Source organism: Streptomyces yamdrokensis, from assembly GCF_053890455.1.
Genome location: NZ_CM132679.1, coordinates 4,183,275 through 4,205,275, shown reverse-complemented (window position 1 = coordinate 4,205,275; position 22,001 = coordinate 4,183,275). Strand labels below are relative to the sequence as shown.

The following is a 22,001-nucleotide window of genomic DNA, read 5'->3' as shown; positions in this document are numbered from 1 at the left end:
AAGCATGGTTACGGTCCTTGCGGGTGGTCCGGAACGGGCGGGACCACGGCCCGGGGCGCCATCACCGTCCGGCACGCGGGCCGTACCGGCTCACCACCTCATTCGCCCGGCAACCGGCCTCTGCCCGCCATGCCCCGGCGCCGGTTCCACACGCCCCTTTTGAGAGGAATCCGAGGAATCCATGAGCGCGAACACGAATACGCACCAGCCCTCGCAGGTGACGACCCCTGCCGGGGTCGGCGGGGTCGGCGGGGTCGCGCCGGACGCGCGTCAGCTGCGCACGATCCTGATCGCCGTCTCGGTCGCACTGATGGCCGTCATCGCGTCGGTGTCCGGGCTGAACGTCGCCCAGACCCACATGGCGGTCGAGTTCGACGCCTCGCAGAACACGGTCCTGTGGATCATCAACATCTACACCCTCGCCCTGGCCGCGCTGCTGCTGCCGCTCGGCGCCATCGGTGACCGTCTGGGGCGCAAGCCCATGCTGATCGCCGGACTTGCCGTCTTCGGCGTCGCGAGCATCGCGGCGGGACTGGCCCCGACCGCGGAGGTCATGCTCGCCGCACGCGTGGCCGGTGGCATCGGCGCGGCGATGATCATGCCCATCACCCTTGCCGTCATCACCTCCACGTTCCCCGAGGAGCAGCGCGGCAACGCGATCGGCGTGTGGACCGGTGTCGCCGGTGGCGGGGGCATCCTGGGCATGTTCCTCTCCGCCCTCCTCGTCGACGTCGCGGACTGGCGTTGGCTGTTCGTCCTGCCGGTGGTCCTGGTGGTCGTCGCTCTGGCCATGACGCTGAAGTCGGTTCCCAACTCCCACGAGAGGTCCGCCCACGCCTTCGACACCGTCGGCGCGCTGCTGTCGGCCGTCGCGGTGGTCGGGCTCATCTTCGTCCTGCAGGAGGGACCGGAGCGCGGCTGGACCACCGCCGCGACCCTGATCAGCCTTGCTGCCGGCCTCGTCGCCGGGGCCGGCTTCGTGGCCTGGGAGCTGCGCCGCCGGGACGCCTCGCTGCTGGACGTACGCCTGTTCCGTGAGCGCGGCCTCGCCGGCGGCTCGATCACCCTGCTGGTGGTCTTCGGTGTCCAGGCAGGTATCGCCGTGGTCCTCTTCCCGTTCTTCCAGGCCGTGCTCGGCTGGTCGGGACTGCTCTCCACGGTGGCGCTGATGCCCATGGCCGTCATGATGATGACGGCGTCCGGCCTGGCTCCCGGGCTGGCCGCGCGCATCGGCGCCCGCTCGACCATGACCGCGGGAATCGCGCTGGCCGGCGCCGGTCTGGCGCTCATGGCCCTCTTCGTCTCCGTCGCCGGCGGCTACCTGTCCGTCCTGCCCGGCATGCTCGCCATGGGTATCGGCATGGGCCTGTCGATGACACCCTCCACCGAGGCCATCACCGGCTCCCTGCCACGCGAGAAGCAGGGTGTCGCCTCCGCCCTCAACGACGTCACCCGTGAGTTCGGCACCGCACTCGGGGTCGCCATGCTCGGCGCGCTCCTGTCCGCCGGCTACCGGAGCGCCATCGACGACAGGCTGGACGGCGTCCCCCAGGGGACCGCGGACACCGCACGCGAGGGCATCGCCAACGCCGTCGAGGCCGCGGGCGGTGCGGGCCCGCACGCTCAGGACCTGGTCCACGCCGCCCGGCAGTCCTTCGTCGACGGATGGCAGCAGGCCATGTGGGCGGGCGTCGCCGTGATGGGTGTGCTGTTCGTCCACATCGCGCTGCGCGGGCCGAAGAACCCCACCGCCGCCCCCACTCCTGCGGCCACGGCCACGGCCGAGGCGGCGTCGGACGACGCAGAGGACACCGGGACCGTCGCCGCCCGATGACCGCGCAGGGGTCGGTGACGTCACTCCGGGCCCGGGGCCCCCGGCCGCAACCGTGCTGCACCCCCTCCCACCGGACATCACCGACCCCACCGGGCCCGCCGGGCCCTCGCCCTCGGGGCCCGGCCTGCCGCCGAACTCGATCCCGCTTCGGCGAAGGACCGTGGGTGGACACGGCGAGGGAACGTGCACGCCTCCTCCGCGTCGATCAGCCTGCCGGACGAGGCGGATCCTTCCCGTCCCGGCCCTGCTCGGTGGGCGTGCCTCCGCCCGCGCCGGGGTTCTCGGTGGGCGCCGAATCCGGCGGCGAGGCCTCTTCTCCGTCCGCGTCCGGACCGGTGGGCACCGGGTGGGGCGGAGGGGGCCGGAGCAGGCTGAGGGCCACGGAAACGGCCAGGACGACGACGATGACCGCGAGGCTGACCGGTGAGGGGATCTCGGGAATGCTGGTGCTGATCGTCTTGTGGGCCGCCTGGAGGACGAGCTTGACGCCGATGAAGGCGAGGATGATCGCGAGGCCCTTGCTCAGGTAGTGGAACCGGTCCAAGAGCCCTGAGAGCAGGAAGTAGAGGGCCCGCAGACCGAGAATGGCGAACGCGTTGCTGGTGTAGACGATGAAGGCGTCGTCACTGACGGCGAGAACGGCGGGAACGCTGTCCACGGCGAAGATCAGGTCGGCTGCCTCGATGGCGGCCACCACCGCCAGGAGCGGGGTGGCCACGCGTTTGCCGGCTTCCCTGACGAAGAACTTCGTGCCGGCGTACTCGTCGCGGACCGGCATGATCTTGCGGAGCAGCCGTACGGCGAAGCTCCTGCCCGGGTCGAAGCTCTCCTCCTCACCCTTGAGGAGCTTGTAGGCGCTGTAGAAGAGGACGGCGGCGAAGGCGAAGAGCACGACGGTGAAGCGGCTGACCACGGCGACGCCGAGGGTGAGGAAGATCCCGCGGAAGATCAGGGCACCCATGACGCCGAAGAACAGCACACGGTGCTGGTAGGCGCGGGGCACCTTGAAGTACGCGAAGATCACGGCGAAGACGAAGAGGTTGTCGACCGACAGGCTCTTCTCCAGGAGCCACGCGGTGGTGTACTCCGTACCCGCCGTCGTGCCGAGAACCAGGAAGACGACCACACCGAAGATCAGGGCGAGGCCCACCCACAGGGCGCTCCAGGCGCCGGCCTCCCTGAAGCCGATGACGTGCGCGGTGCGATGGGCCAGCAGGTCCACCACCAGCGACACCACCACGGTCGCGGCGAACGCCAGCCACAGCCAAAGCGGGACATCAAGCACACCAGTCACCCCTCAACGGCCCACGCCGACGTACGGAGCCCATTTACCGCATTCTGCGCCCATTCGTGCGCTCAAGCGATCCAGGAGACAGGATCGGGTTCTCTCCCGCCCCTCTTCGGCATACGGCTCTTCGGCATACGGCCTGCCCCCGAGACCGGTGCCGAGCGGGCGGCGGACATCGTCCGTGCCCTGCCCGGTCCGGAACCTCCTACTCATACGTCTCCTTCCAGCGGACGCGATGCCTCCGGTCGCCCTGGCCCGCGCCGTTCACCGCGGCGAGGGACAGGGGTGAGGCGCCGTTGTTCCACAGGCCGAGGTGGTCCCGGACCTCACGGCTCGGGATCCTGCCCTTCGTCGAGTAGCGCTTGCACTGGATCACCATGCTCCGGCCGTCGGGCGGGCGGCCGGTGTTCAGCGCATGCCGGCGCCGCTCGACCCGCCACGCACTCAGCACCGGCTCGATCAACGCCCAGCGGGCATCGGACAGACCACTCGGACACGGACGGCGTTCGGCCATGACCCGGGCATACCGCCGACCAGGGGCTGTGCGCCCAGGCGTGCAGCGCGACCGGCAGGAGCACGTTCCGCCGGCATCTCGGGACGAGACAGGCGCAAGCCGTATCCCATCTCAGCCGTCACCCCATAGGGCACGACCGCCACATCAACCCCGCCAGCCGCGTCGGGACGACGATCCCGCCTCGAGCAACACGGAAGGAAGCTCCTTTTAAGGCAGAAACGACCGCCAAGACCGTGTCCTACGTGGCGAGTCGGACGAGTCGCCTGTAGCAGCAGAGGGCGGCGGCGAGACCGAGAAAGGCCAGGTGGTTGCTCTCTGCTGCTACAGACGGTTCCTCAAGCTGACCATGTGGGACACGGCCCAAAGCCTGTTGCAGAAGAAGATCAGGGGTCGGCTCCGGCCGTGATCTGCGCCAGCAGGCGATTCTCTGCACAGTGTTTTTCGCTGTTCGCGCCGCCTACGCCTCACACGGGCGTGGATCCGGCGTCGGCAGTCCCCGTGGGGAGCGGTGTGGCGGCGAAGACGGAGTCCGGGTCGACTGCGGACTTCACGGCGAGCAAGCGCTCGGTGTTCGGCCCGTAGGAGTTCGCAACCTGGTCGGGAGTCTCCGGCCCCAGGAAGTTCACGTAACCGCCCGGCACTGAGAATGGCTCGAGGGCTGCGTGAAGCTCTTCCAGCCAGCGCAGGTGTGGTGAGCTGCCGTCGCCACGTCCTACGCGGTCCTTGCTTTCGCCGCTCTCCCACATGGAGATCAGCTCGACCATCAGGTGCGGTTCGCGTCGGCCGAAAGCCGTCGAGCCGAGAGGCGGACGGGCGGCTGCACCGTGGAACTGGTGCCACACGATCGCGGAGAACGGTGAGGTGAACTCCTGGGCAGCTCGCTCCAGCACGGTCGCGAAGGGGCCGGTGACGCTCTGGACGGTCCGCGTGCGAATCGCGCCCATCCGCCCGGGCGGGAACATGGCGTCCGTCGCGGCCAGCGCCGCAGAACGGGCGACCGGTCCAACCTCGGCGAGCATGGGTGTACCGAGTCGGCCCAGGGCACGCACCGGCCCGTTCTCTGCGTTCCCCACCTCAAGATCCCCCGACCAGGTCGGCGCGACGTACACCGCCGGCCTGCCGTCCGGGCCGGGAAGGAACCCCACGTCCACCGTCAGCTCGTCGGGACTGTCCTGAAGGATCCCACCGAGGTCGGCCAGAATGTCGGCGCTCCGGGCGATCGGGTACAAGATGGTTCCCGACACCACTGTCGGCACGGGGTGCAGACGGATCCGGGCCGAGGTCACGACACCGAAGTTGCCGCCACCGCCGCGCAACGCCCAGAAGAGGTCCGGATGATGTTCAGCGTCGGTGTTCACTCGCGAACCGTCGGCCAGGACGACTTCGGCACCGAGCAGGTTGTCGGCTGCGAGCCCGAACTTCCCGATCAGGGGACCGTATCCGCCGCCGAGCGTGAGGCCGACCATTCCGACGGTGCCCGCCGTTCCGGTGACGGCAGTCAGGCCCACCCGCTCGGCGGCCGATACGACGTCGGACGAGAGCGCCCCGCCACCCACCGTCGCGAAACGGTGGTTGATGTCGACCTGGACTCCCCGCATGTCGGTCAGATCGAGAACCAGCCCACCGGGACGGAACGCCCGGCCCCAGAAGTCGTGACCCCCGCCACGCACCGAGAGCGGCACCCCATGGTTACGAGACGCGCGTACTCCGGCCTGCACGTCAGCGGTGGTCGCGCACCGCACGACGACAGAGGGACGGACATCGACCGCTGCGTTGAACAACGCCACTGCCCGTGTGTACTCCGGTCCGTTGGTGAGCACACGGCCCGCTGGAATATGGGACCGCAGCTCAGCCAGCAAGGCAGTGCTGACTGCGTCGCGGGCATCGGCATCGGCATCGGCATCGGTAGGGGACTGCATGGTCACTCCTGTGTGTTGCTCATCGGGTGCGGCCGTCGAGGGCGCAGCGTGGATTCGGAGACCGGGTGGTCAGCGAAGTTCGTAGCGTTCTGCCTCGGTCGGCGAGGGCGTTCCGAGCCGCCGGACGGCCGGCGGTATATCGGAGACAGAGCTCGGCGTCCTGAGCGGATCAGGAAGGCGGGGAGTCGGGCTCGGCGCACTGCTGGGCGAGGACGGTTGCCATGTCGGGCAGCAGGACGGCCACGGGGTCGCGGGTCAGCTCTGTCATGCGCAGGCGTCCCCCGACGGTAACGACACCGAGGACGTGCTCACCGCGCAGTTGGGTGGTCTGCGTCGGCCCCCACAGAGCGGTGAGACAGGTGCGGCCGTGTGCCGGCGTCTTCACCACCCCGAGGTTGGTGATCTGGATGTCGGCGGCGGTGACAACGGTCATCATCGCCTCGGCCTCTTCAGGGGTGGCCGGCGGCTGCTGGGCCAGCGCCTCCGAGCCGGTCTTGAGTACCTGCGGTGCGCGCTGGCGTTCCAGAGCCTGGTGATGCTGCCGGGCCAGTTCCCAGAAATCCCGGGCCTGGGATGCCTCGCTCGCCGTGCGCGCTCCCGCGAACCGGTTGGCGACAGCGTCGGGCAGGCCTGCGGCACGGCGCAGGTCGATCGGGCTCAGCACCCTCACCCGGGTGCGGCCCGCTCGGTGGAAGACCGTGCAGGCGGCAGCGCACAGGGCGGCGTGCACGGACACGCCCTCAGTACGGCAACGGCTCACGAGCCGTGCGGTCAGACCGCGTTGCAAGGCCAAGGCGGAAACGTGCGGTGCCCGTCCAGAGAACTGCGTCAGCTCGCCGGGCGCGTTCATCAGTTCATCCTGGGGCGGGCCTACGGTGGGTGTCGCAGCGTCGAGGGCTCGCAGGAGAGCCTCCTGGGAGGGCGGTACGTCCCGCCCCGAGGCCGGCTCTCCGCCCTCCCTGTCGCCGTCGAGAGCGGCGACAAGGTCTGCCACCACCCGCATGCCGCCGGTGCCGTCGGTGATCTGGTGGGCGAAGGTCAGCACGATGACGCTGCCGGTCTCCGCGGGAATGAGTACGGTCCGCATCAGCGGGCCGGGCTCCGGCGCGATGGGGCGCGTCTGCTCACCAGCGACAACCGCCTGCCAGGGAGTTCCCTCGGCGGCCGTTTCGACCCTGACCGGACCCTCTGCCCAGCGGTATCGGGCCTGGGGAGCCCGGCGGTCGACCGAGACGCGAAGCAACGGGTGCAGTGCCTGCACATCCCGCAGTGCCCGCGCCAGAGTCTGCTCGGAGACCTTCCGGCCGATCTCGGCGACCAGGGAGAACTGGACGGGGTTTCGGTGCATGTAAAGGTCGATGGTCCGCTCGAAAGCTCCGAGTTCCCTCGCCGTCTCCGCGTGCGTATGGCTGATCGACATCCAGGGGCCCTTTCTCTACTGATGTGACGTGACGGCGTCGCTACCTGGACGCACCCTGGCGAGGCGGGAGTTCGGCCTCCTGCTGAGCGATCGTCTCGGCCGGCCGGCTGTCCACCAGGCGCTTCGACGTTCTGCGGAAGGCCCAGGCGACGACTAGCGCGGCCACCACGGTCAGGGGGGTGCCCATGGCGATCTTCGCGAAGGCGAGCCAGCCGGTGGCGTCGTGCACGTAGAGCCACTGCTTCACCACGAACCGGGCTCCGAGGACGAGTGCCGCGGCGAGGGTGGCGATGTCGTGTGCCCGCAGAACCTGACGGTCCTCGCGCCAGGCGTACGTGCCCCCGTGCAGGAGGTTCCACGCCACGCCGGTCAGGGGACGGCGGAAGAGGACCGAACCGAATGTGGCGAGGAAACCGGCGAAGGCCACCCAGATGCCAAGCAGGAAGAAGTCCTTGGCGGAACCGGTGAGCGCGACGATGCCTGACGCGACCAGAACGCCGGTCAGGCTGCTGGAGGCGGTGAGGAGACGTTCGCCGCGCACCATCCGGACCACGGTGAGCACCGCACCGGTGGCGACGGCCGCGATGACGGCCGCCTTCGTGGACAGCAAGGCGAGAGCGATCACGAACACCGCGACCGGGACGGTCGAGTAGACGAATCCCGCCGTGCCGCCCATGGACTCGAGCATGGGCGGCCGCGGGGCGGGGGGCGGCGTGCTCCTGGGGCTCCTGTCGCTGGTCGGGGAGGGGCCGTGCCGGCCTTCGGGGTGGGACATCGATCACTCCTGGTCACGTGCTGCGGCTTCAGCGTTCCTAGGGCGTTTCTCGTCGCGTGGCACTGCGGTTCAGGCGCTCCAACCGCCTCCCACGGCCCGGCTCGCGAGATAGGAGTCGCGCAGTGCCTTACGCAGTCCGGGGACGAACGCGTCGAACCGCGCTGCATGCGCCTTGAGGTCGGACTTGTGGGTGCGGCGGTCTTCCTTGCTCCACACCGAGGTCAGCTCCAGCTCCACGGCCAGGACGGCCATGGCCAGCTCGTCCGTCAGGTCCTCGGCGGGAGCGCCGTCGAGAACGGCCGCGCGCACCCGGTCCTGGAGGGCGTGCACCAGGTCCGGGTGCACCACGGTGACCCGGTCGGTGGATACGACCCCCAGCTTTTTCTGACGTGTGACGGCGACATCCCCGGAGGCGAGCAGCTGGTCGCGAACCGGGGTTTCGGCCTTGTGGGCCTTGTTGTGCAGGAACTTGAGCCAGCCCTTGGGCTTGTCCTCAGGCAGGTCGTACCAGACTGCGGCGGTGGACGGGTCCTCAGGCGGGTTGCCGGGGAGTCGCCGGACCTTCCCCCCGGTGGCGTCCAGCAGACCGTCGCGGGCCAGCTCGGTCATCGCCCCGGCCCGCAGCAGCTGGCCGCGCCCCTGAATATTGTCGAGCTGGAACTTCTCCTTCTTGACGGTATAGCAGAGCAGGTACAGCTTCTGAGCGAGAGTCGTGGGCACGGTAGCTCCCTTACGTGTCAGCCGATGCAGGCCAAGGGATTTTTATCGCCGATAAAGAAGTGAAATACGCACAGCGGCAAGGTTTACCCGTCACGCCCTCCTCGGCTCGCCTTTACGGAAACGGAAAGCACAGAAGCGGGCGTTTGTCACTCCATATCTTGCAGTGAATCTTCCAGTGAGCGACTGCCCTGCCGCTGCGTTGCCTTCCAGCGGGACTACTACCTCCGGTTCGAGCCGTGAAACTGGTGACGTTACGGCACACTTCGGCGCACCACAGGGGAGAGGCATTCGTGACATCGCTGAGGTTATTGCTCTGCTTCAGGCCGACCTGAGAGCTTTCGTGCCAGAGGTATCGCGGTCCCGAAGGCTGCCCCGCCACTCAGCGTGGGGCCGGCTGGGATTCCGCAGAAGGGGCGGATTTTCCCGTTGCAAACCGGCTTGCAACCTTCAGTCGGGCTCGCCCAAATCACGCGAACCGGGCTTCGTTGAACGGCATCAGAAGCTACGGGAAGCCATAGTCGGACGGCTCGGACTCGCTGCCGGACGACAGCACGTCGACGCCTGGCGTTCCGTTCTATTTTTCGCGGTATTGCAATGGGACCTGCCGGCCTCCGGATCCGGTATGACTGTTGCTCCTGGCCGACCCAATGGCCTGGGGGGGTGTCACCGGGCCCGGGGGGTGCCGTCGGAGACACTGATAAGAGGTCCGGCTACTTGCCCGGTCCGGCGCCGTGCCGGACAGTCCCTGGAGGGCAGGTCTGCATGACGTGGATGCGCGCGCACGGCACCACTGCCGGTCCCGGCACCGCCTACCTGCGATGTTCGGCACCGAAGACGTGGGCGTGTTCCTCGGCCTGGGCGTCGGCATGACGGCCCCTCACGGACACGGACCGACTCGGGTCGGCAAGAAGGTCCTCGACAAGCAGCCGCTCAACAGTGGCCCGAGGCCGCGGGCCGTGTTCGACGAACTGGCCGTGAAGTTCGGCACGGCGCTGGTGATTGTGAACCAGCCCGCCTCCTTCGGCGCCCTGCCCCTGGCCGTCGCCGGGCACGCCCTGGGCAGCCCCCCGACTTCGACGATCTCCGCACGCCACCGAGAGCGTGCGGCCCGCACCCTCATGAGCCCTCCCCCGCACCACCCTGCCCTTGCGTCATAGTTTTCAATGGGCTCACGGCGTGACCGCGTCGACGCACCGGACGGTGAGGGAGACATCGATCATGGCGTGGAGCACCCGGGAGGTGGCGGAGCTGGCCGGCGTCAGCCTTAGGGCCGTACGGCATTACCACGACATCGGGCTGCTCGACGAGCCGGATTGCCGCTCCAACGGGTACAAGCAGTACGGCGTCAGCCATCTCGTCCGACTCCTGCGGATCAAGCGCCTCACCGTTCTGGGGTTCTCCCTCTCCCAGATCGCGGACATGCGCGACGACCCGGATTCCGACCCCGACCTGCGCGATCTGCGGACTCTCGACGATGAGCTGGCCGCCACCATCGAACGCCTGCAACACGCCCGCGCCGAGGTCGGCGCCTTCCTGCGGGGAACGGCCGCGAGCGACCTTCCCCTCCGCTTCGCCTCCGTGGACGGGACAACCGAGCTCCCTCACCCGGACCGCTCTTTCGTCACCGTTCTCGGTACGGTCCTCGGACCCAGGGGGATGGACGCCTATGCGGACTTGCTCCATCAGGAGCCGCAGCCGGTGGCACGCGAACTCGACGAGCTTCCCGCCGATGCCGACGAGCCGACGCGCCAGAGTCTCGCCGAGCGTCTCGTGCCTTACGTCCGAGGTCTCCGGACTCGGCATCCCGGGCTCAGCGACCTTGCTTCGGACGCCCCGCGCGGCCGACAGCACACCGCTCGCACCATCGGCAAAGCCATCAGCGATCTCTACAATCCGGCCCAGGTGGACGTGATGCAGCGGCTCCACGAGCTCCTGTCCGATTCGGATGACCCACGGTGACCGCCCCCAGAGGGCGGTTCGTGACTCTTTGAGTGGTTCCCTGGCTCGCCTGATGGTGTGACGAGTGGACGAAAGAGTCGTTGCCGCCGCCACTGCCACCTGCTGCCTGGACATCAGTGAACCGAAATCCGTGCGGTCGGCTGCCGCACGTGCCTCGCTTGGGTCAGGGCGGCAGGGGACGGTGGCATCGCGGGCTGACCGTTCTTCGGCGAGCCGACTGTACAGAGGTGCGCTGCCGTTCGAGTCGACCCCATGATCATTCGTCACATGTGCCAGAACGTTTTCTCCACCCCTGCAGATACTGCTTCCGGTTTCCATCGGCCGGCCCTGGCCCGCCTTTCGTGCAGCGGCCGCCTCCGCCAACGGCCTTGGCGATTGCGGAGCCGCCACCCAGTCCGCTTCGCCGGCAGCCGACTTGGCTTGCCCACGCGCCGGCCGTCGCTTTGAATGCCTGATTGCTCGGCACGTGGCAGGGAAGGGAGAGAACGTCATAGGAGACCAGGCCACCGTCTGCGGTTGGCCGGGATGAAGGGGCTGGGTCTGTGAGCAATATGTGGATGTACGCGCAGGACAGCGGTCACACGTACGGCCAGTCGCTGGTGGGCTTCACCGTGGAGGCCGCGGACGGGGGCATCGGCCACGTAGACCGTCAGCAGGACCAGCCCGGCATACAGCACCTGGTGATCGACACCGGCATGTGGAAGTTCGGCAGAAGCGTGCTGGTCCCGGCCGGTGCCGTCATTGCCATCGACATCAGGACGCAGACGGTGAAGGTCGCACCGTCCCGGGAGGAAATCAAAGCCGCTCCCCGATTCACCACCGACAGCGAGACAGGTGATCCCGAGTACCTGTCCGCGGTCGGCGACTACTACCTTTCTCTCCGCTCCGCGCCCCTTCGCTGAACCTGAGCGCACCCCGCGGGGCCCACCTGCCCGGGAGAATTGGGGGTGCCGCCAAGGTGAGCCCAGAAGCCGCCAATAGTTGATCTTGGATGGTTGGTGAGGGCCCGGCTCACTTGTCGGCGCTGTCGGCTGCGTTGGCTTCGGCGAGGATGCGGTAGACGGTGGCGATCGAGGGGTGTTCGCCCTTGTTCTTGCCCGCGGTGATGACGAGCTTGCGGGCGATCTCGGGGACGGAGACGCCGCCTGCCCGCAGGCTGCGGGCGTAGTCGGCCATGTCGTCGTCGACGACCTTGGGGCGCCCGCCGTGGCGGCCGTGTTCGCGGGCGGACGCCTGGCCTTCGAGGGACTTCTCGCGGATGTACTCGCGCTCAGACTCCGCCATGCCGGTGAAGAACGCGAACAGGGCGACGTCGTGCCCGGACGGGTCGTAGACCCCCTGGAGAGGGCCGGTGAGGAGTTCGAGCTCGATGTCGTGGTGGCGCAGGTCCTCGGCGATGGCCAGGAGCTCGGCGGCGCCGCGCCCGAGTCGCTTCATCTCATGCACCGTGAAGATCACCCGCTGGTGCGGGACGGCCTTCTTGACGGTGCGGGCGAAGTCCATCGCCTTGACGAACTCCGGCCGCACCTTGGTCCGGGTGCTGATCTTCTCCGAGAAGACCGGGTCGCACCCGGCCTCCGCCAGGGCATCGAGCTGGCTCTGGAGCTCTTGCTGGGCGGTACTGCAACGGGCGTAACCCACCCTCGTGGGCTTCGTCGCGGTCTCCGGCACGGCGGTGTCGATGGCCGGGCCCCTCTCCCACGCGCGGCCGGGGCCGCGGCCGGTGGGGGTCTTCACCTCCAGCTCGGTGCGGAACTGGGGCACCAGCATGAAGCGCGGGGTGTGGTACTTCGGGGCGACCTTGCCGCCGCGGGTGCGGCAGGTGCTTCCGGCGGGCACCTCACAGGTGGGGCAGTCGAACTATTCGACTGCTGCGGCTGGTTCGGCGAGCTCTGGCATGTCGCAGAACCTACCGCGAGGGCCATTGTGCGAAAGCTGTTTTGTGAAAGATTATGAGAACGAAGATCGGGGACAAACCGGACGCGGCCCGGTGGGGGTCCGTGATCTCTCAGAACTACTCGTTTCTGAGAAGGCAGTTGGGTGTGGGTCCAGGCGTGGCAGGATCGCGGCCATGTCCCGCAGCGTTCCCCGCCTCCGGATCGGCTCGACCGAGATCATCGCCCTCGCCGACGGCGAGGGCCCGTTCTTCTCCCCGCGCGCCGAGGCCTTTCCGGAGGCCACGGCCGCTCAGTGGGCCGAGGCCGACCGCTACGACCCGGGCGCGGTCGACGCCGAGGGCCGCTGGCGGCTCCAGTTCCGCGCGTACGCGATCCGCGGCGACAATGGCCTCACAGTCGTGGACGCCGGGATCGGTCCGGCGGACGGCCCGGCCGGCTCGTGGGCGCCCGTGCCCGGGGCGCTCCCCGAGTCGCTCGCCGCCGCGGGCATCGACCCGGCCGAAGTCGACACCGTGGTGCTCACGCATCTGCACACCGACCACGTCGGGTGGGCGGTCGTGACCGAGGCGGCCGTCCCATCAGCGGGCGGCGCGGTGGACGGCAACGCTTCGACCGGCGGCGCGACCAGCGGCCGCCGCCCCTATTTCCCGAACGCCGAATACCTGCTCCAGCGGGCCGAGTTCGACGCCCTCGACGCGCTCAACCCGCAGCTTCGCGAGACCCTCACCGACCCGCTCGCGGCGGCCGGTCGGCTCCGGCTTCTCGACGGGGATACGCCGCTTCGCGCCGGGCTCGCGGTCGCCACGCCCGGTCACACGCCCGGGCACCAGAGTGTGCTGGTCGCCGACGGGCGCGAGCTGGCGCTCGTCACCGGCGACCTCCTGGTGCACGCGCTCCAGCTGCTCCACCCCGAGCTCGCCTACTCGCACGAGAACGACCCTGAGGCGGCCAGGCGCTCAAGGGAGCGCATGTTCGGCCACGAAACCGCCACCACGCTGCACCTGGCGACGCCGCATCTGACGGAGCCGTTCATCTCGGCGTGATTGCGGCTGTCCGATCCGTTCGGCGCGGGTCAGCCCGCGAGGGCGTACAGACGCTCGAATTTCTCGGCGGCCTCGTCGTCGACGGGACCGAAGACCGTGAGGCGGCAGCCGCCTCGGGCTGGAGCCACATCCGGTCCGCGTACAGGCGCAGCACGCCGACCTCCCGATTGCGGGAGATCTTGACGCCCTTGACCTTGTCGGCGACGTTGCACCGACCCCAGATCTCGCCGAACGCCTGGAGGAGGCCGGGCAGGACGCGAAGCTCAGCTTCGAGGTTCAGCCCAACGGCCGGTTGAAGCTGAACGTCGACCGGCTCGGCGAGAGCGAGTCCCTGAAGTGGCTGCGCAAGACAACCTCGAAGAATGCTCCCGAAGATCGACCTGCTGCCGGACCAGCTGTTCGAGGTCGACTCCTGGACCGGATTCCTGGACGCCTTCGTGCAGCTGCGCGACCTCGGTGCACTGCACCGCGCAGGCGTGCTCACCGCCGAGGAGTTCACTGCTTAGAAGCAGGAACTCCTCGCGCGCATCCAACCGGATCGGGCGGCTACTCCGACGGCAGTCACAGCGCCCCCGGTCCGTCCCTCCAGAGGAACTACACCCAAGGCGGTTCGGTGGGCAATGAGTAGTGCACGCTGGTGAGCTGTTCCGAGAGCACCCGCAACTGGTGGACCGTGGCAGAGTCCTGGATGGCACGTTCCCGGCCGCGGAGGGCGGGCTCGCCACGGAGCTGGAACGGCCCATCGGGCACGACGTAGCTCCCCCAGGCAGGTTGGGGACGGTTGAGGCGTACAGGGAGGTCTTGGCGCCGTCTGGTGTGGGGCGGAAGGCGATGCACGAGAGCAGGCGCGTGAGGATCCCGTATACGCGGCCCCGGGTGTTGTTGGCGCCGCCAGTGAGCACGTTGGAACGTGTGAGTCCGGGGGCGGCAGCCATGCTGCGCAGCCTCAGCCCGGCGGCATCGGCCCTTCGCTGCAGTTCCATGGCGAAGTAGAGATCGGCCCGCTTGGACTGTACGTAGGCGAACGCCGCTCGGTAGCGGTGCTCAGCATTGAGGTTGGCCATGTCGAATCGGGCGAATCGCTGACCCTCGCTGCTGACAGTGACCACGCGCGGGTCGGGGGCCGCTAGCAGGTGAGGCATGAGGAGGCCGGTGAGCGCGAACGTGCCGAGGTGGTTGACGCCGAACTGGGACTCGAAGCCGTCGGCGGTCCGGGAGAACGGCACCATGGCGATGCCAGCGTTGTTGACCAGGAGATCGAGCCGGCCGTGGCTCCAGCCCTCGGCGAAACGGCGGACGGACTTCAAGTCGGCGAGGTCGAGCAGGCGCAGTTCGAAGCGGGCGCCGGGGACTTCGGGCCGCGGCCGCTCCACGGCGTCCTGCCCGCGCTCGCGGTTGCGGCATGCCAGGACGACATGGGCGCCGCGGCAGGCGAGTTCGCGAGCGGTGACGTATCCGATGCCGCTGTTGGCGCCGGTGACCACGGTCAGTCGCCCCGACTGGTCGAGGAGGGAGTCCGGTGTCCAGCGGTCGCGCAGCGAGGCTCGGGCGGCAGCCCGGGAGCCACGGGTCATGGGAACCTCAATCTGTGGGTCAGGGGTGCCTGCGGGCGCGTGCGCCTGCAGCCCCTTCCCCACCGTTCGCTCCAGCTCGGGCTCTCCGGTGAAGCCGCCCGCCGCTACGCGGACGAGTGGACGGTCTCCATCACCGACATCACCGGCCTCGCCCACGAGATCCACGGGTACGTACGGGACGGCGACCTGGAGGCCGCGCGGCGGCTCCTTCCGCGGGAAGCCCCCTACCCCGCGCCCGACGACCTCCTGGATCACCTGCGCCCACCAGCGCAGTCGCCGGTCGAGACGTCCTCGTAGCGGGAGCGGTCCAGAGAAACGTCCGCCCAGACCGTCTTGCCGACGGGGTGGCGGGGGGCTGTGCCCCAGCGTTGGGCCAGGGTGTCGACCAGGAGGAGGCCTCGGCCCGATTCGCCCTCCGGCGGTGCGGTGGGCAGGGTCTCGGGGGGTCGTTTCGCCGCGTTGGCGTCGGCCACCTCGATGCGGACCACGTCCGCCGTCGTGTCCAGGGTGAGGCGGACGGCGAAGTCGCGGCCCGGAGTGCGGGCATGCTGTACGGCGTTCGCCGCGAGTTCCGCCACGACGAGCGCGACCGTGCACGACTGGTCCGACTCCGGCAAAAACCCCCACTCCCCCATCGCCTGTACCGCGTGGCCCCGGGCCAGTCGCGCACCTCGCGGTGAGGACGTGAACTGCGCCGACAGGATGCGGGGTTCGTCGGGCGGGGTGGTGGCGGTCGGCTTGGTCGGCTCTGTCAGCACGGGTCTGTCCTTCGGCGTACGTCGGTGCTCTTCTTCGGCAGGTCCGAAGACATCTCGCTCGGTGCGCGAGTTGTCACGTTCCGTACCCAAGAATCGGGGCGTCGCCCTACGCTCGAAAGGTGACACAGCATTACTTATGGGTCCGTAAAGAAAGGAAGTGACGTCTTGGCCAACGCAATTGACCCCAGTACGTCGATGGCCGCCCTGTTCGGCGCGCGGGTGCGCAGGCTCCGCACGGCCGCCGGACTGACCCAGGCCGAACTCGGCGCCAGGACGCACGTGGTGAGCACCCGGATCACGCAGATCGAGCGTGCGTCCGGAGCGAAGCCGACGCTGGAACTGGCCCGTGCGCTGGACGCCGTCCTCGGCGGGGACGACCTGCTGGTCGAGTTGTGGCCGTACGTGTACCGGGAGGCGTTTCCGGACTGGTCGCGGAAGTTCATGGAGTACTCGGGGCGGGCGGTGGCCGTCAGACAGTACGCGGCTCACGTGGTGCCGGGTCTGTTGCAGACGGAGGCTTACGCGCGGGCGGTTCTGAGTGTCGGTCGAACGCTCGACGGCAAAGAGCAGTTGGAGGAGCGGGTCGCCCTGCGCATGGGACGACAGGAGCGCCTTGGCACGCCCGATCGTCCCGAACTGTGGTTGATCCTCGACGAAGCGGTGCTCAGACGTCCCGTCGGAGGGCGTGTGGTGATGCGTGAGCAGTTGGTGCGGCTGCTCGGAACTGCGGCGGAACCTCACATCACCGTGCAGGTGCTGCCGTTCGACCAGGGCGAGCACGATGTGATGGGTGGCTCGCTCACGGTGCTCAGCATGCCGGACGGCTCGGAGAGCGCCTACACGGAAGGCGCGCATTACGGCCAACTCGTCGAGAATCCGGACGATGTCAGGAGCTTGGCGCTGGCCTACGATCGGCTGCGGGCGGCAGCTCTGCCCCCGCTCATGTCGCTCGACATGATCCGATCCGTGATGGAGGACAACCACCGTGGAGCGAACGTCCCGTCCCGATCCGAACGGCGCCGCCTGGCGCAAGAGCAGCTACAGCAACCAGGAGGGCGGCGACTGCGTGGAGGTGGCCGACGGGTTCCGGACCGTCGTCCCCGTCCGTGACAGCAAAGCCCCGCACGGCCCGACCGTGTGCTTCGAAGCCGCCTCCTGGACCGCCTTCATGGACGAGGTGAAGGCCGGGCGGCTCCGTCCCTGACGGCATAACCCGATCCGTGATGGAGGACAACCACCGTGGAGCGAACGTCCCGTCCCGATCCGAACGGCGCCGACTGGCGCAGCAGCAGCTACAGCAACCAGGCCGGCGGCAACTGCGTGGAGGTGGCCGACGGGTTCCGGACCGTCGTCCCCGTCCGTGACAGCAAAGCCCCGCACGGCCCGACCGTGTGCTTCGAAGCCGCCTCCTGGACCGCCTTCACAGGTGAGTTGAAGGCCGGCGGGCAGCTCCGTCCCTGAGGTGGCCGGGGTCCGGTCGGCGTCCGGCCGGCGGGGTCACCGGGCCCTTGTCCGCGAGGGTCCGGCGGGCCGCTGACCTCCATAAAGAACCGGGGGAAAGAACTACCCGCCCACCCACCCTCCCCGCCGGAAAGCCCGCGTCACTCGTCCGGGTGACCGGCTTGCAGGGGCGGGATACGGGCGGTTACGTTCACCGCGAGAAGCGCGTTCAGCGCGACAACCGCAAACAGATACGGCCCCCGATCGGGACGGGCATCCCGGACGAGGGCCTCACCGATCAGGAAGCTACGACCTTCCCAATGGCTGACTCGCAGTCTAACGCGCGCCTGCGCGCCGACGCCGGAGCTCCGATCTCCGGCGTGATCCACGTACGCACCCGGCTCACCGCCGACTTCACCGTGATCTCCAACGCCCTCGCCCAGCGACGCGGCAGCGCGGTCACCATCGGCGTCGCGGTGTACATCCTCTCCCTGCCCACCGGCACCCCCGTGACCATCACCGCCCTGTGCGAGCACTTCAGCGAGGGCGAGATCCTCATCTCGCGGGCACTCAGGGAGCTCGAAGCCGCCGGCTACCTGGAGCGCCGCCGCGAGCGCCTGCCCTCCGGGAAGATCCGCACGCGGACGTACTTCTACGACGTACCCGGCGGCGGCGACAACGGCGGCAACGGCCCGGAGGGCCCTCCCGAGCCGCCGAAGCCGCCCCGGCACCGGACCCGGCCCCGGAAACAGCCCGCCGTCGCGGAGGCCTCGGCCACTGCCGTGCCCCTGCGGGGGGCGGTGCCCGCTCCCCGCCACGAGGAGGCCGAGAACCCGGCCTCCTCACTCGCGGGCACAGACGCCGACCCGGCGCCCTCACTCGCCGATGCCGACCCGGAGGCGGTCGCCCTGCTGACCGCCCTGCGCCGGGTCGATCCCCGTCTCGTCCTGTCCGTGCGGGAGGCCGCCCGTCTGGCGCCGGCCGTCGCCGCGTGGCTGGCGGCCGGGGTCGGACCGCGCGAGATCACCGACCTGCTGACCGTACGGCTCCCCGACACCTTCCGGGCCCGCCCGGCAAGCGTCCTGGCCTTCCGCCTCCGGGAAACGCCATTGCCCGCGCCGCCCCCGGCACCGCTCCCACCGGTCGCCGAACGCCCGGCCGTGCTGCCCTTCCAGACCTGCGACGGCTGCGAGCGCGCCTTCCGCGCACCGGAGCCCGGACGCTGCCGGGACTGCCGGGGGCGCCGTGACCGCCTCACCCGGGAGCCGCTCCGTGCGGCCGGCTGAGCCGGTGGGCGGGCATGCGGTCGGACCCCGGGTGGGAGGCTTGATGTGCGGGGGTCGAGACGCACGCCCTTCGTTCCCCGCACTCCCCCGGGCTCCGTACAACGAGATCAGGGAAATGGCCACCGCCGTGCAGCGCGGCACTGTCCCGCTTGAATTTCCAGGCCCCGTTCGGAACGCTGATGCACAGCAGCACCGACTCCGTGCACCCGACGGGAGTCACCTACGAGACGAGGCCGTCCGTATGACCAGCGCCTGGGACCCGGTGTCCGGAACCCCCCCGATCCCTCAGCCCGCCGGCACCCCCGAGGACCTGCGTGCTGCCCTCGCCCTGCTCGCCCCGGCCGCGCTGCCCGTCTTCGACGCCGAGCGTGCGGTGGCCCTGCAGCAGGCACGGGAGCAGGTGAGCGCCGCGCCCATGCGTCGCTTCGTCGGCCAGTGGGCCGTGTACGTCGCCGTCGAGCGTCACCCCGAGCAAGCAGCCCGCCTGCACGCGCTGGAGGCCCGAGCCGCCGAGACGGACGACCTCGCCGAGGCCCGTGCCCTCGCCACCGAGATCGGCTCCCTCCTCGATGCCGCCTGCGCCGAGGCAGGCATCGAGAACGGGCAGGGCACCGCGTGAGCGACGGGAAGGAATGGCGCTGGGAGTACGACCCCGATGCCGAACACCTGATCTTCGGGCTTCCCCGGCATGTCGTCGGCGAAGTCGAGCGCCTGGCCGACGAGCTGGTCGCCCTCGCCACAGTCGGTGTAGACGTCACCGACATCGGGAGCGGGCCCAGTCACGGAGGGCCCGGCGGTCTGCGCCGTATCCCGTTGCTCGCTGACGGGTGGTTCTACGCTCTTCCCCTACCGCGGATGAAACTCATCGCGGTGGTCCGGGTCGTGCCGCCGTTCACCGATGTCCGAGCCGGGCAGTGGGGGAACCACGTACCGGTCGCGGGCCGTTCGGTCACTGGGGATTCAAGCAGCGCGGTCGGTGTGCATGCCGCGTTCTTCCAGGGCTGTTTTCAGGCTGCGCAGGGCGTAGTAGACGCGGGACTTGACGGTGCCCTGGGGGACGCCGAGGGTGACGGCCGCCTGCTGGGTGGTGCGGTCGGCGAAGAAGGTGGCCTCCAGCACCTCGCGGTGTGCGGGGGTCAGGGCCTGGAGGGCGTCGCGCAGGACGATGGACGACAGCATCCGTTCGATGTCGTCGGCCTCCGCGCCCAGTTCGGTCAGCCAGGTCGCGCCGCCTATCTCCAGCGGGCGGGCCATCTTCGTGCGGTGTGCGTCGATCACGATGTTGCGGGCGACGCGGAACATCCAGGGGCGGACGGCCATCCCCTCGCCGTCCGCCAGGTTCTGCTTGTTCCAGCAGCGCAGCAGCGTCTCCTGGATGACGTCCTCCGTGCGGTGGGTGTCTCCGCCCAGCATGCGCAGCACGTACGAGTAGAGGGCCGGGCCGTGCTCCAGGTAGAGGTCCCGCAGGGCCCGTTCCTCGGGGGATACCGCGCTCGCCGACCCGATCACCGTCACGTTCATGGTGTGCTCCCGCTCCTGCTCCTTGGGATGGCCGGCCCCGGTCGTGGGGATTGGGACCGGGGCCTCCGGGGAAGGGAGTGTTCCTAGGGATGCTCCACGTTCGTTCCATGTTCGTTTGACGTTCGATTGACGGCTCGTACAACGCCTGTGGGGCCACCCCGTGGAACGGGGTCGCCCGAGCGGTGGAGCGGCGGGTCGGTTCCCGGGTCAGACGTAGGTCGACAGGGCCTCCAGCTGGGCGCGGACCCGGTGGGCCAGTTGCTCGTCCGCGGCGGAGAGGCGACCGCTGCTGTGCAGCCTGTTCCACATGTGCAGCAGTTCGTTCCCGTGGATCTCCGCCGCCCTGTCGTCCTCCAGCCGCTGCCACGCGGCCGCCGCCCTCGCCACCGCCGCCGGTGCCTGCGGGGCACCGGCCCCGCACAGGATGCGGGCCACCGACAGGGCCAGCACCGTGGCCTCCCGGTGGTCCCCGCGCAGGTGCGCCAGGTACGCCTCCATCGCCCGCGCCTCCAGCGCGTCCGGGTGCTCCGTGCCCGCCGAACTCGTCAGGCGCTCACGCAGGGCGGTCGCCTCGGCCGACGCCTCCTCCAGCCGGCCCGTGGTCGCCAGCGCGTTGATGCGCGTGATCTGCTCCGCCAGCTCCGTAGGGAGGGAGCGGGACGGAGGAGGAGGCGGCGGTGCCGGGGCGGGGGGTGGTGCCGGGGCTGGAGCGGGGGTGGGGGCGGGGGCGGGGGGTGCCGTTGCGGCGGCCCGGGCCCGGGCGACCGCCAGGGCTATGGCGGAGGCGGGCGCGGGGGCAGGGGCGGGCGCGGGGGCAGGGACAGGGGTGGGGGCGGGCGGGGGAAGAGGCGCCGGTTCAGGGGCCCGGTGAGCGGGGTCCGTCGGGTCGAGGACCCGGCTGGAGCCGTCGGGGAAGACCTCCAGGACGAAGTGGGACTCGCCCGGACCGTCGTTCACCGTTGCCCCGACCGCCGCCGCGCGCTGCTCCGCGTACTGCTGCAACCGGTCCAGTACGGCCTCGTGCACGGACTGGCCCGGCTCAAGCACCAGAGGCTCTCCGTTGATCTCGGCGAGCCCTTCGCCCGAGATCCGCACCTCGAAGTGGGCCATGGCTGCTGTCCTCCTCGTTGTTCTCATGCGTCGGGGGTGGTGGACGGGGAAGGCGACGGGGAGGCGGAGGGCGAGCCCGTCGGGTCCGGGTCCATGCCCGGGGTGACGCCCGGGGTGGAGCCGGCGGGCGGGGCGGCCACACCCTCGTACTTGGCGAACTGGGCGCGGATGGCGAGGACGTAGCCCTGGGCCTCGTTCGTCTGCGGCACCCCCTTGGCCGCGCGGACGGCGTCCATCCCCACGTGGTAGCCGGCCAGGGCGAGGTCCAGGACGCTGCCGGTGGCCTCGTTCGCGTCGATCATCTGCTGGGCCTCATCGGCGAGATCGCACAGGTAACGGCCCTGCGCCATGATCGAGTCCTCCGCGTCCAGCGCCGAGGTCTCGTCGTTGTCGTCGTCGTCCTCGCCGTACTTGTCGAAGATCTCGGGCGGCAGCTGCGAGATGCCCTCCTCGCCGTTCTCGCCGACGAGTGTCTCGTTGAAGCCGGACTCCCTCTCGATCTGGGAGGCGATGACGATCGGGCCGATCGCGTCGCACAGTTCGCCGGCCTCCTCGATCGGGTCCGCCAGGTCCTCGGGGACCGTCGAGGTCTCCAACTCGCCCTGGCCGTCGCCGTTGAAGATGGCGATCACCTCGTCCGCGTCGTCCGCACTGGCGGAACCGCCCCCACCGCCGCCCGAGAACAGCAGGATCAGCGCGATGAGCGGGGCCAGCAGCACCCCGAACCCGCCGATGATGATGATGACGACCAGGGCGCCGAGCAGGGCGAGCGGCGACAGCAGGCAGCCGCAGCCGGTGCCTGCGGCGATGGTGTTCCTGACGGCGGTGGAGGTCCCGCCCTCCCCGCTCTCTCCCGTGCCCGCGCTCATGCGTGCCCGCCTTCTTCCTCTCACCTTGAACCGCGACGGCCGAACGGCCCGTTGTGCTGTCGACGGGCTCGAA

Annotated in this window: 21 protein-coding genes and 4 pseudogenes; 12 read left to right on the top strand and 13 right to left on the bottom strand. The window is 69.7% G+C overall.

Annotated elements, in window-relative coordinates; translation table 11 throughout:
• The first annotated feature begins 181 nt into the window (after positions 1–181).
• Positions 182–1,834, top strand: a complete 1,653-nt coding sequence (locus ACWZEH_RS18700; RefSeq protein WP_456192317.1) for an MFS transporter — start codon at positions 182–184, stop codon at positions 1,832–1,834.
• A gap of 205 nt (positions 1,835–2,039) precedes the next feature.
• Here ACWZEH_RS18700 and ACWZEH_RS18695 read toward each other — a convergent pair whose 3' ends face one another.
• The 6 genes and pseudogenes from ACWZEH_RS18695 to ACWZEH_RS18670 all read right to left on the bottom strand — a co-directional run bounded on the left by ACWZEH_RS18695 (position 2,040) and on the right by ACWZEH_RS18670 (position 8,470).
• A complete protein-coding gene (locus ACWZEH_RS18695; RefSeq protein ID WP_456192316.1) occupies positions 2,040–3,119 on the bottom strand; it encodes a TerC family protein in 1,080 nt (359 codons plus the stop codon).
• Positions 3,120–3,516: 397 nt separating this feature from the next.
• Positions 3,517–3,636: pseudogene (locus ACWZEH_RS18690) on the bottom strand (IS5 family transposase); the annotation flags it as partial.
• Between the two features lie 464 nt (positions 3,637–4,100).
• Positions 4,101–5,555, bottom strand: coding sequence for an FAD-binding oxidoreductase (locus ACWZEH_RS18685; RefSeq protein ID WP_456192315.1), 1,455 nt, complete (start codon positions 5,553–5,555; stop codon positions 4,101–4,103).
• Between the two features lie 169 nt (positions 5,556–5,724).
• Entirely contained in the window at positions 5,725–6,975 is a 1,251-nt protein-coding gene (locus ACWZEH_RS18680) for a phthiocerol/phthiodiolone dimycocerosyl transferase family protein (protein WP_456192314.1), read from the bottom strand.
• Between the two features lie 40 nt (positions 6,976–7,015).
• Complete coding sequence (locus tag ACWZEH_RS18675; protein ID WP_456192313.1) at positions 7,016–7,750, bottom strand: DUF3159 domain-containing protein; 735 nt, start codon at positions 7,748–7,750, stop codon at positions 7,016–7,018.
• Positions 7,751–7,819: 69 nt separating this feature from the next.
• A complete protein-coding gene (locus ACWZEH_RS18670) occupies positions 7,820–8,470 on the bottom strand; it encodes a GOLPH3/VPS74 family protein (protein ID WP_456192312.1) in 651 nt (216 codons plus the stop codon).
• Between the two features lie 818 nt (positions 8,471–9,288).
• Between ACWZEH_RS18670 and ACWZEH_RS18665 the strand changes: the two are divergent.
• The 3 genes and pseudogenes from ACWZEH_RS18665 to ACWZEH_RS18655 all read left to right on the top strand — a co-directional run.
• Positions 9,289–9,525, top strand: a pseudogene (locus ACWZEH_RS18665) (IS110-like element IS110 family transposase); the annotation flags it as partial.
• A 163-nt stretch (positions 9,526–9,688) separates the two neighbouring features.
• Entirely contained in the window at positions 9,689–10,429 is a 741-nt protein-coding gene (locus tag ACWZEH_RS18660; RefSeq protein ID WP_456192311.1) for a MerR family transcriptional regulator, read from the top strand.
• Positions 10,430–10,980: 551 nt separating this feature from the next.
• Entirely contained in the window at positions 10,981–11,331 is a 351-nt protein-coding gene (locus ACWZEH_RS18655; RefSeq protein ID WP_456199677.1) for a PRC-barrel domain containing protein, read from the top strand.
• 109 nt (positions 11,332–11,440) lie between these two features.
• Here the strand turns inward: ACWZEH_RS18655 and ACWZEH_RS18650 are convergent, their stop codons facing one another.
• Together ACWZEH_RS18650 and ACWZEH_RS18645 are read right to left on the bottom strand one after the other, a co-directional pair.
• On the bottom strand, positions 11,441–12,199 hold the full coding sequence (locus ACWZEH_RS18650; RefSeq protein ID WP_456199675.1) for a recombinase family protein: 759 nt from the start codon (positions 12,197–12,199) through the stop codon (positions 11,441–11,443).
• Positions 12,176–12,274, bottom strand: a pseudogene (locus tag ACWZEH_RS18645) (zinc finger domain-containing protein); the annotation flags it as partial. The gene ACWZEH_RS18650 and the pseudogene ACWZEH_RS18645, both read right to left, overlap by 24 nt.
• Before the next feature lie 226 nt (positions 12,275–12,500).
• Between ACWZEH_RS18645 and ACWZEH_RS18640 the strand changes: the two are divergent.
• Both ACWZEH_RS18640 and ACWZEH_RS18635 read left to right on the top strand, forming a co-directional pair.
• Positions 12,501–13,370, top strand: a complete 870-nt coding sequence (locus tag ACWZEH_RS18640; protein WP_456192310.1) for an MBL fold metallo-hydrolase — start codon at positions 12,501–12,503, stop codon at positions 13,368–13,370.
• A 362-nt stretch (positions 13,371–13,732) separates the two neighbouring features.
• Entirely contained in the window at positions 13,733–13,876 is a 144-nt protein-coding gene (locus ACWZEH_RS18635; RefSeq protein ID WP_456200031.1) for a hypothetical protein, read from the top strand.
• A gap of 453 nt (positions 13,877–14,329) precedes the next feature.
• On the opposite strand, the pseudogene ACWZEH_RS18630 reads toward ACWZEH_RS18635, so the two are convergent.
• Positions 14,330–14,854 (bottom strand): annotated as a pseudogene (locus ACWZEH_RS18630) (SDR family NAD(P)-dependent oxidoreductase); the annotation flags it as partial.
• On the opposite strand from ACWZEH_RS18630, the gene ACWZEH_RS18625 reads away from it, so the two are divergent.
• Positions 14,786–15,241, top strand: a complete 456-nt coding sequence (locus ACWZEH_RS18625) for a DUF4291 family protein (protein WP_456192309.1) — start codon at positions 14,786–14,788, stop codon at positions 15,239–15,241. The pseudogene ACWZEH_RS18630 and the gene ACWZEH_RS18625 overlap by 69 nt on opposite strands.
• Here the strand turns inward: ACWZEH_RS18625 and ACWZEH_RS18620 are convergent.
• Complete coding sequence (locus tag ACWZEH_RS18620) at positions 15,196–15,702, bottom strand: ATP-binding protein (protein ID WP_456192308.1); 507 nt, start codon at positions 15,700–15,702, stop codon at positions 15,196–15,198. The genes ACWZEH_RS18625 and ACWZEH_RS18620 overlap by 46 nt on opposite strands.
• Before the next feature lie 195 nt (positions 15,703–15,897).
• Here ACWZEH_RS18620 and ACWZEH_RS18615 point away from each other — a divergent pair, with 195 nt between their 5' ends.
• The 5 genes from ACWZEH_RS18615 (at position 15,898) to ACWZEH_RS18595 (ending at position 19,047) form a co-directional block, all read left to right on the top strand.
• Positions 15,898–16,812, top strand: coding sequence for a helix-turn-helix domain-containing protein (locus ACWZEH_RS18615; RefSeq protein ID WP_384056056.1), 915 nt, complete (start codon positions 15,898–15,900; stop codon positions 16,810–16,812).
• Positions 16,769–16,906 carry a DUF397 domain-containing protein gene (locus ACWZEH_RS18610; protein ID WP_384056054.1) on the top strand — a complete coding sequence of 46 codons (138 nt, stop codon included), beginning with the start codon at positions 16,769–16,771 and terminating at the stop codon, positions 16,904–16,906. The genes ACWZEH_RS18615 and ACWZEH_RS18610 overlap by 44 nt, the downstream gene beginning before the upstream one ends.
• Before the next feature lie 35 nt (positions 16,907–16,941).
• Positions 16,942–17,163, top strand: coding sequence for a DUF397 domain-containing protein (locus ACWZEH_RS18605; protein ID WP_456192307.1), 222 nt, complete (start codon positions 16,942–16,944; stop codon positions 17,161–17,163).
• A gap of 299 nt (positions 17,164–17,462) precedes the next feature.
• Entirely contained in the window at positions 17,463–18,428 is a 966-nt protein-coding gene (locus ACWZEH_RS18600; protein WP_456192306.1) for a hypothetical protein, read from the top strand.
• A gap of 241 nt (positions 18,429–18,669) precedes the next feature.
• The gene (locus ACWZEH_RS18595) at positions 18,670–19,047 is read left to right on the top strand and encodes a DUF6247 family protein (protein ID WP_456192305.1); all 378 of its coding nucleotides are present in this window, start codon (positions 18,670–18,672) and stop codon (positions 19,045–19,047) included.
• 341 nt (positions 19,048–19,388) lie between these two features.
• On the opposite strand, the gene ACWZEH_RS18590 is transcribed toward ACWZEH_RS18595, so the two are convergent.
• The 3 genes from ACWZEH_RS18590 to ACWZEH_RS18580 form a co-directional block, all read right to left on the bottom strand.
• Positions 19,389–19,949, bottom strand: coding sequence for a sigma-70 family RNA polymerase sigma factor (locus ACWZEH_RS18590; protein ID WP_456192304.1), 561 nt, complete (start codon positions 19,947–19,949; stop codon positions 19,389–19,391).
• A 207-nt stretch (positions 19,950–20,156) separates the two neighbouring features.
• A complete protein-coding gene (locus tag ACWZEH_RS18585; RefSeq protein WP_456192303.1) occupies positions 20,157–21,059 on the bottom strand; it encodes a hypothetical protein in 903 nt (300 codons plus the stop codon).
• Positions 21,060–21,082: 23 nt separating this feature from the next.
• Complete coding sequence (locus tag ACWZEH_RS18580; protein ID WP_456192302.1) at positions 21,083–21,928, bottom strand: transglycosylase SLT domain-containing protein; 846 nt, start codon at positions 21,926–21,928, stop codon at positions 21,083–21,085.
• Positions 21,929–22,001 lie beyond the last annotated feature (73 nt).

Excerpts from the sequence above, each read along its gene's own strand:
- ACWZEH_RS18700 (WP_456192317.1), top strand. The coding sequence starts at position 182 with ATGAGCGCGAACACGAATACGCACCAGCCCTCGCAGGTGACGACCCCT.
- ACWZEH_RS18685 (WP_456192315.1), bottom strand. The coding sequence starts at position 5,555 with ATGCAGTCCCCTACCGATGCCGATGCCGATGCCGATGCCCGCGACGCA.
- ACWZEH_RS18680 (WP_456192314.1), bottom strand. The coding sequence starts at position 6,975 with ATGTCGATCAGCCATACGCACGCGGAGACGGCGAGGGAACTCGGAGCT.
- ACWZEH_RS18675 (WP_456192313.1), bottom strand. The coding sequence starts at position 7,750 with ATGTCCCACCCCGAAGGCCGGCACGGCCCCTCCCCGACCAGCGACAGG.
- ACWZEH_RS18660 (WP_456192311.1), top strand. The coding sequence starts at position 9,689 with ATGGCGTGGAGCACCCGGGAGGTGGCGGAGCTGGCCGGCGTCAGCCTT.
- ACWZEH_RS18655 (WP_456199677.1), top strand. The coding sequence starts at position 10,981 with ATGTGGATGTACGCGCAGGACAGCGGTCACACGTACGGCCAGTCGCTG.
- ACWZEH_RS18650 (WP_456199675.1), bottom strand. The coding sequence starts at position 12,199 with ATGCTGGTGCCCCAGTTCCGCACCGAGCTGGAGGTGAAGACCCCCACC.
- ACWZEH_RS18640 (WP_456192310.1), top strand. The coding sequence starts at position 12,501 with ATGTCCCGCAGCGTTCCCCGCCTCCGGATCGGCTCGACCGAGATCATC.
- ACWZEH_RS18635 (WP_456200031.1), top strand. The coding sequence starts at position 13,733 with ATGCTCCCGAAGATCGACCTGCTGCCGGACCAGCTGTTCGAGGTCGAC.
- ACWZEH_RS18625 (WP_456192309.1), top strand. The coding sequence starts at position 14,786 with ATGGGCGCCGCGGCAGGCGAGTTCGCGAGCGGTGACGTATCCGATGCC.
- ACWZEH_RS18615 (WP_384056056.1), top strand. The coding sequence starts at position 15,898 with ATGGCCGCCCTGTTCGGCGCGCGGGTGCGCAGGCTCCGCACGGCCGCC.
- ACWZEH_RS18600 (WP_456192306.1), top strand. The coding sequence starts at position 17,463 with ATGGCTGACTCGCAGTCTAACGCGCGCCTGCGCGCCGACGCCGGAGCT.
- ACWZEH_RS18595 (WP_456192305.1), top strand. The coding sequence starts at position 18,670 with ATGACCAGCGCCTGGGACCCGGTGTCCGGAACCCCCCCGATCCCTCAG.
- ACWZEH_RS18590 (WP_456192304.1), bottom strand. The coding sequence starts at position 19,949 with ATGAACGTGACGGTGATCGGGTCGGCGAGCGCGGTATCCCCCGAGGAA.
- ACWZEH_RS18585 (WP_456192303.1), bottom strand. The coding sequence starts at position 21,059 with ATGGCCCACTTCGAGGTGCGGATCTCGGGCGAAGGGCTCGCCGAGATC.
- ACWZEH_RS18580 (WP_456192302.1), bottom strand. The coding sequence starts at position 21,928 with ATGAGCGCGGGCACGGGAGAGAGCGGGGAGGGCGGGACCTCCACCGCC.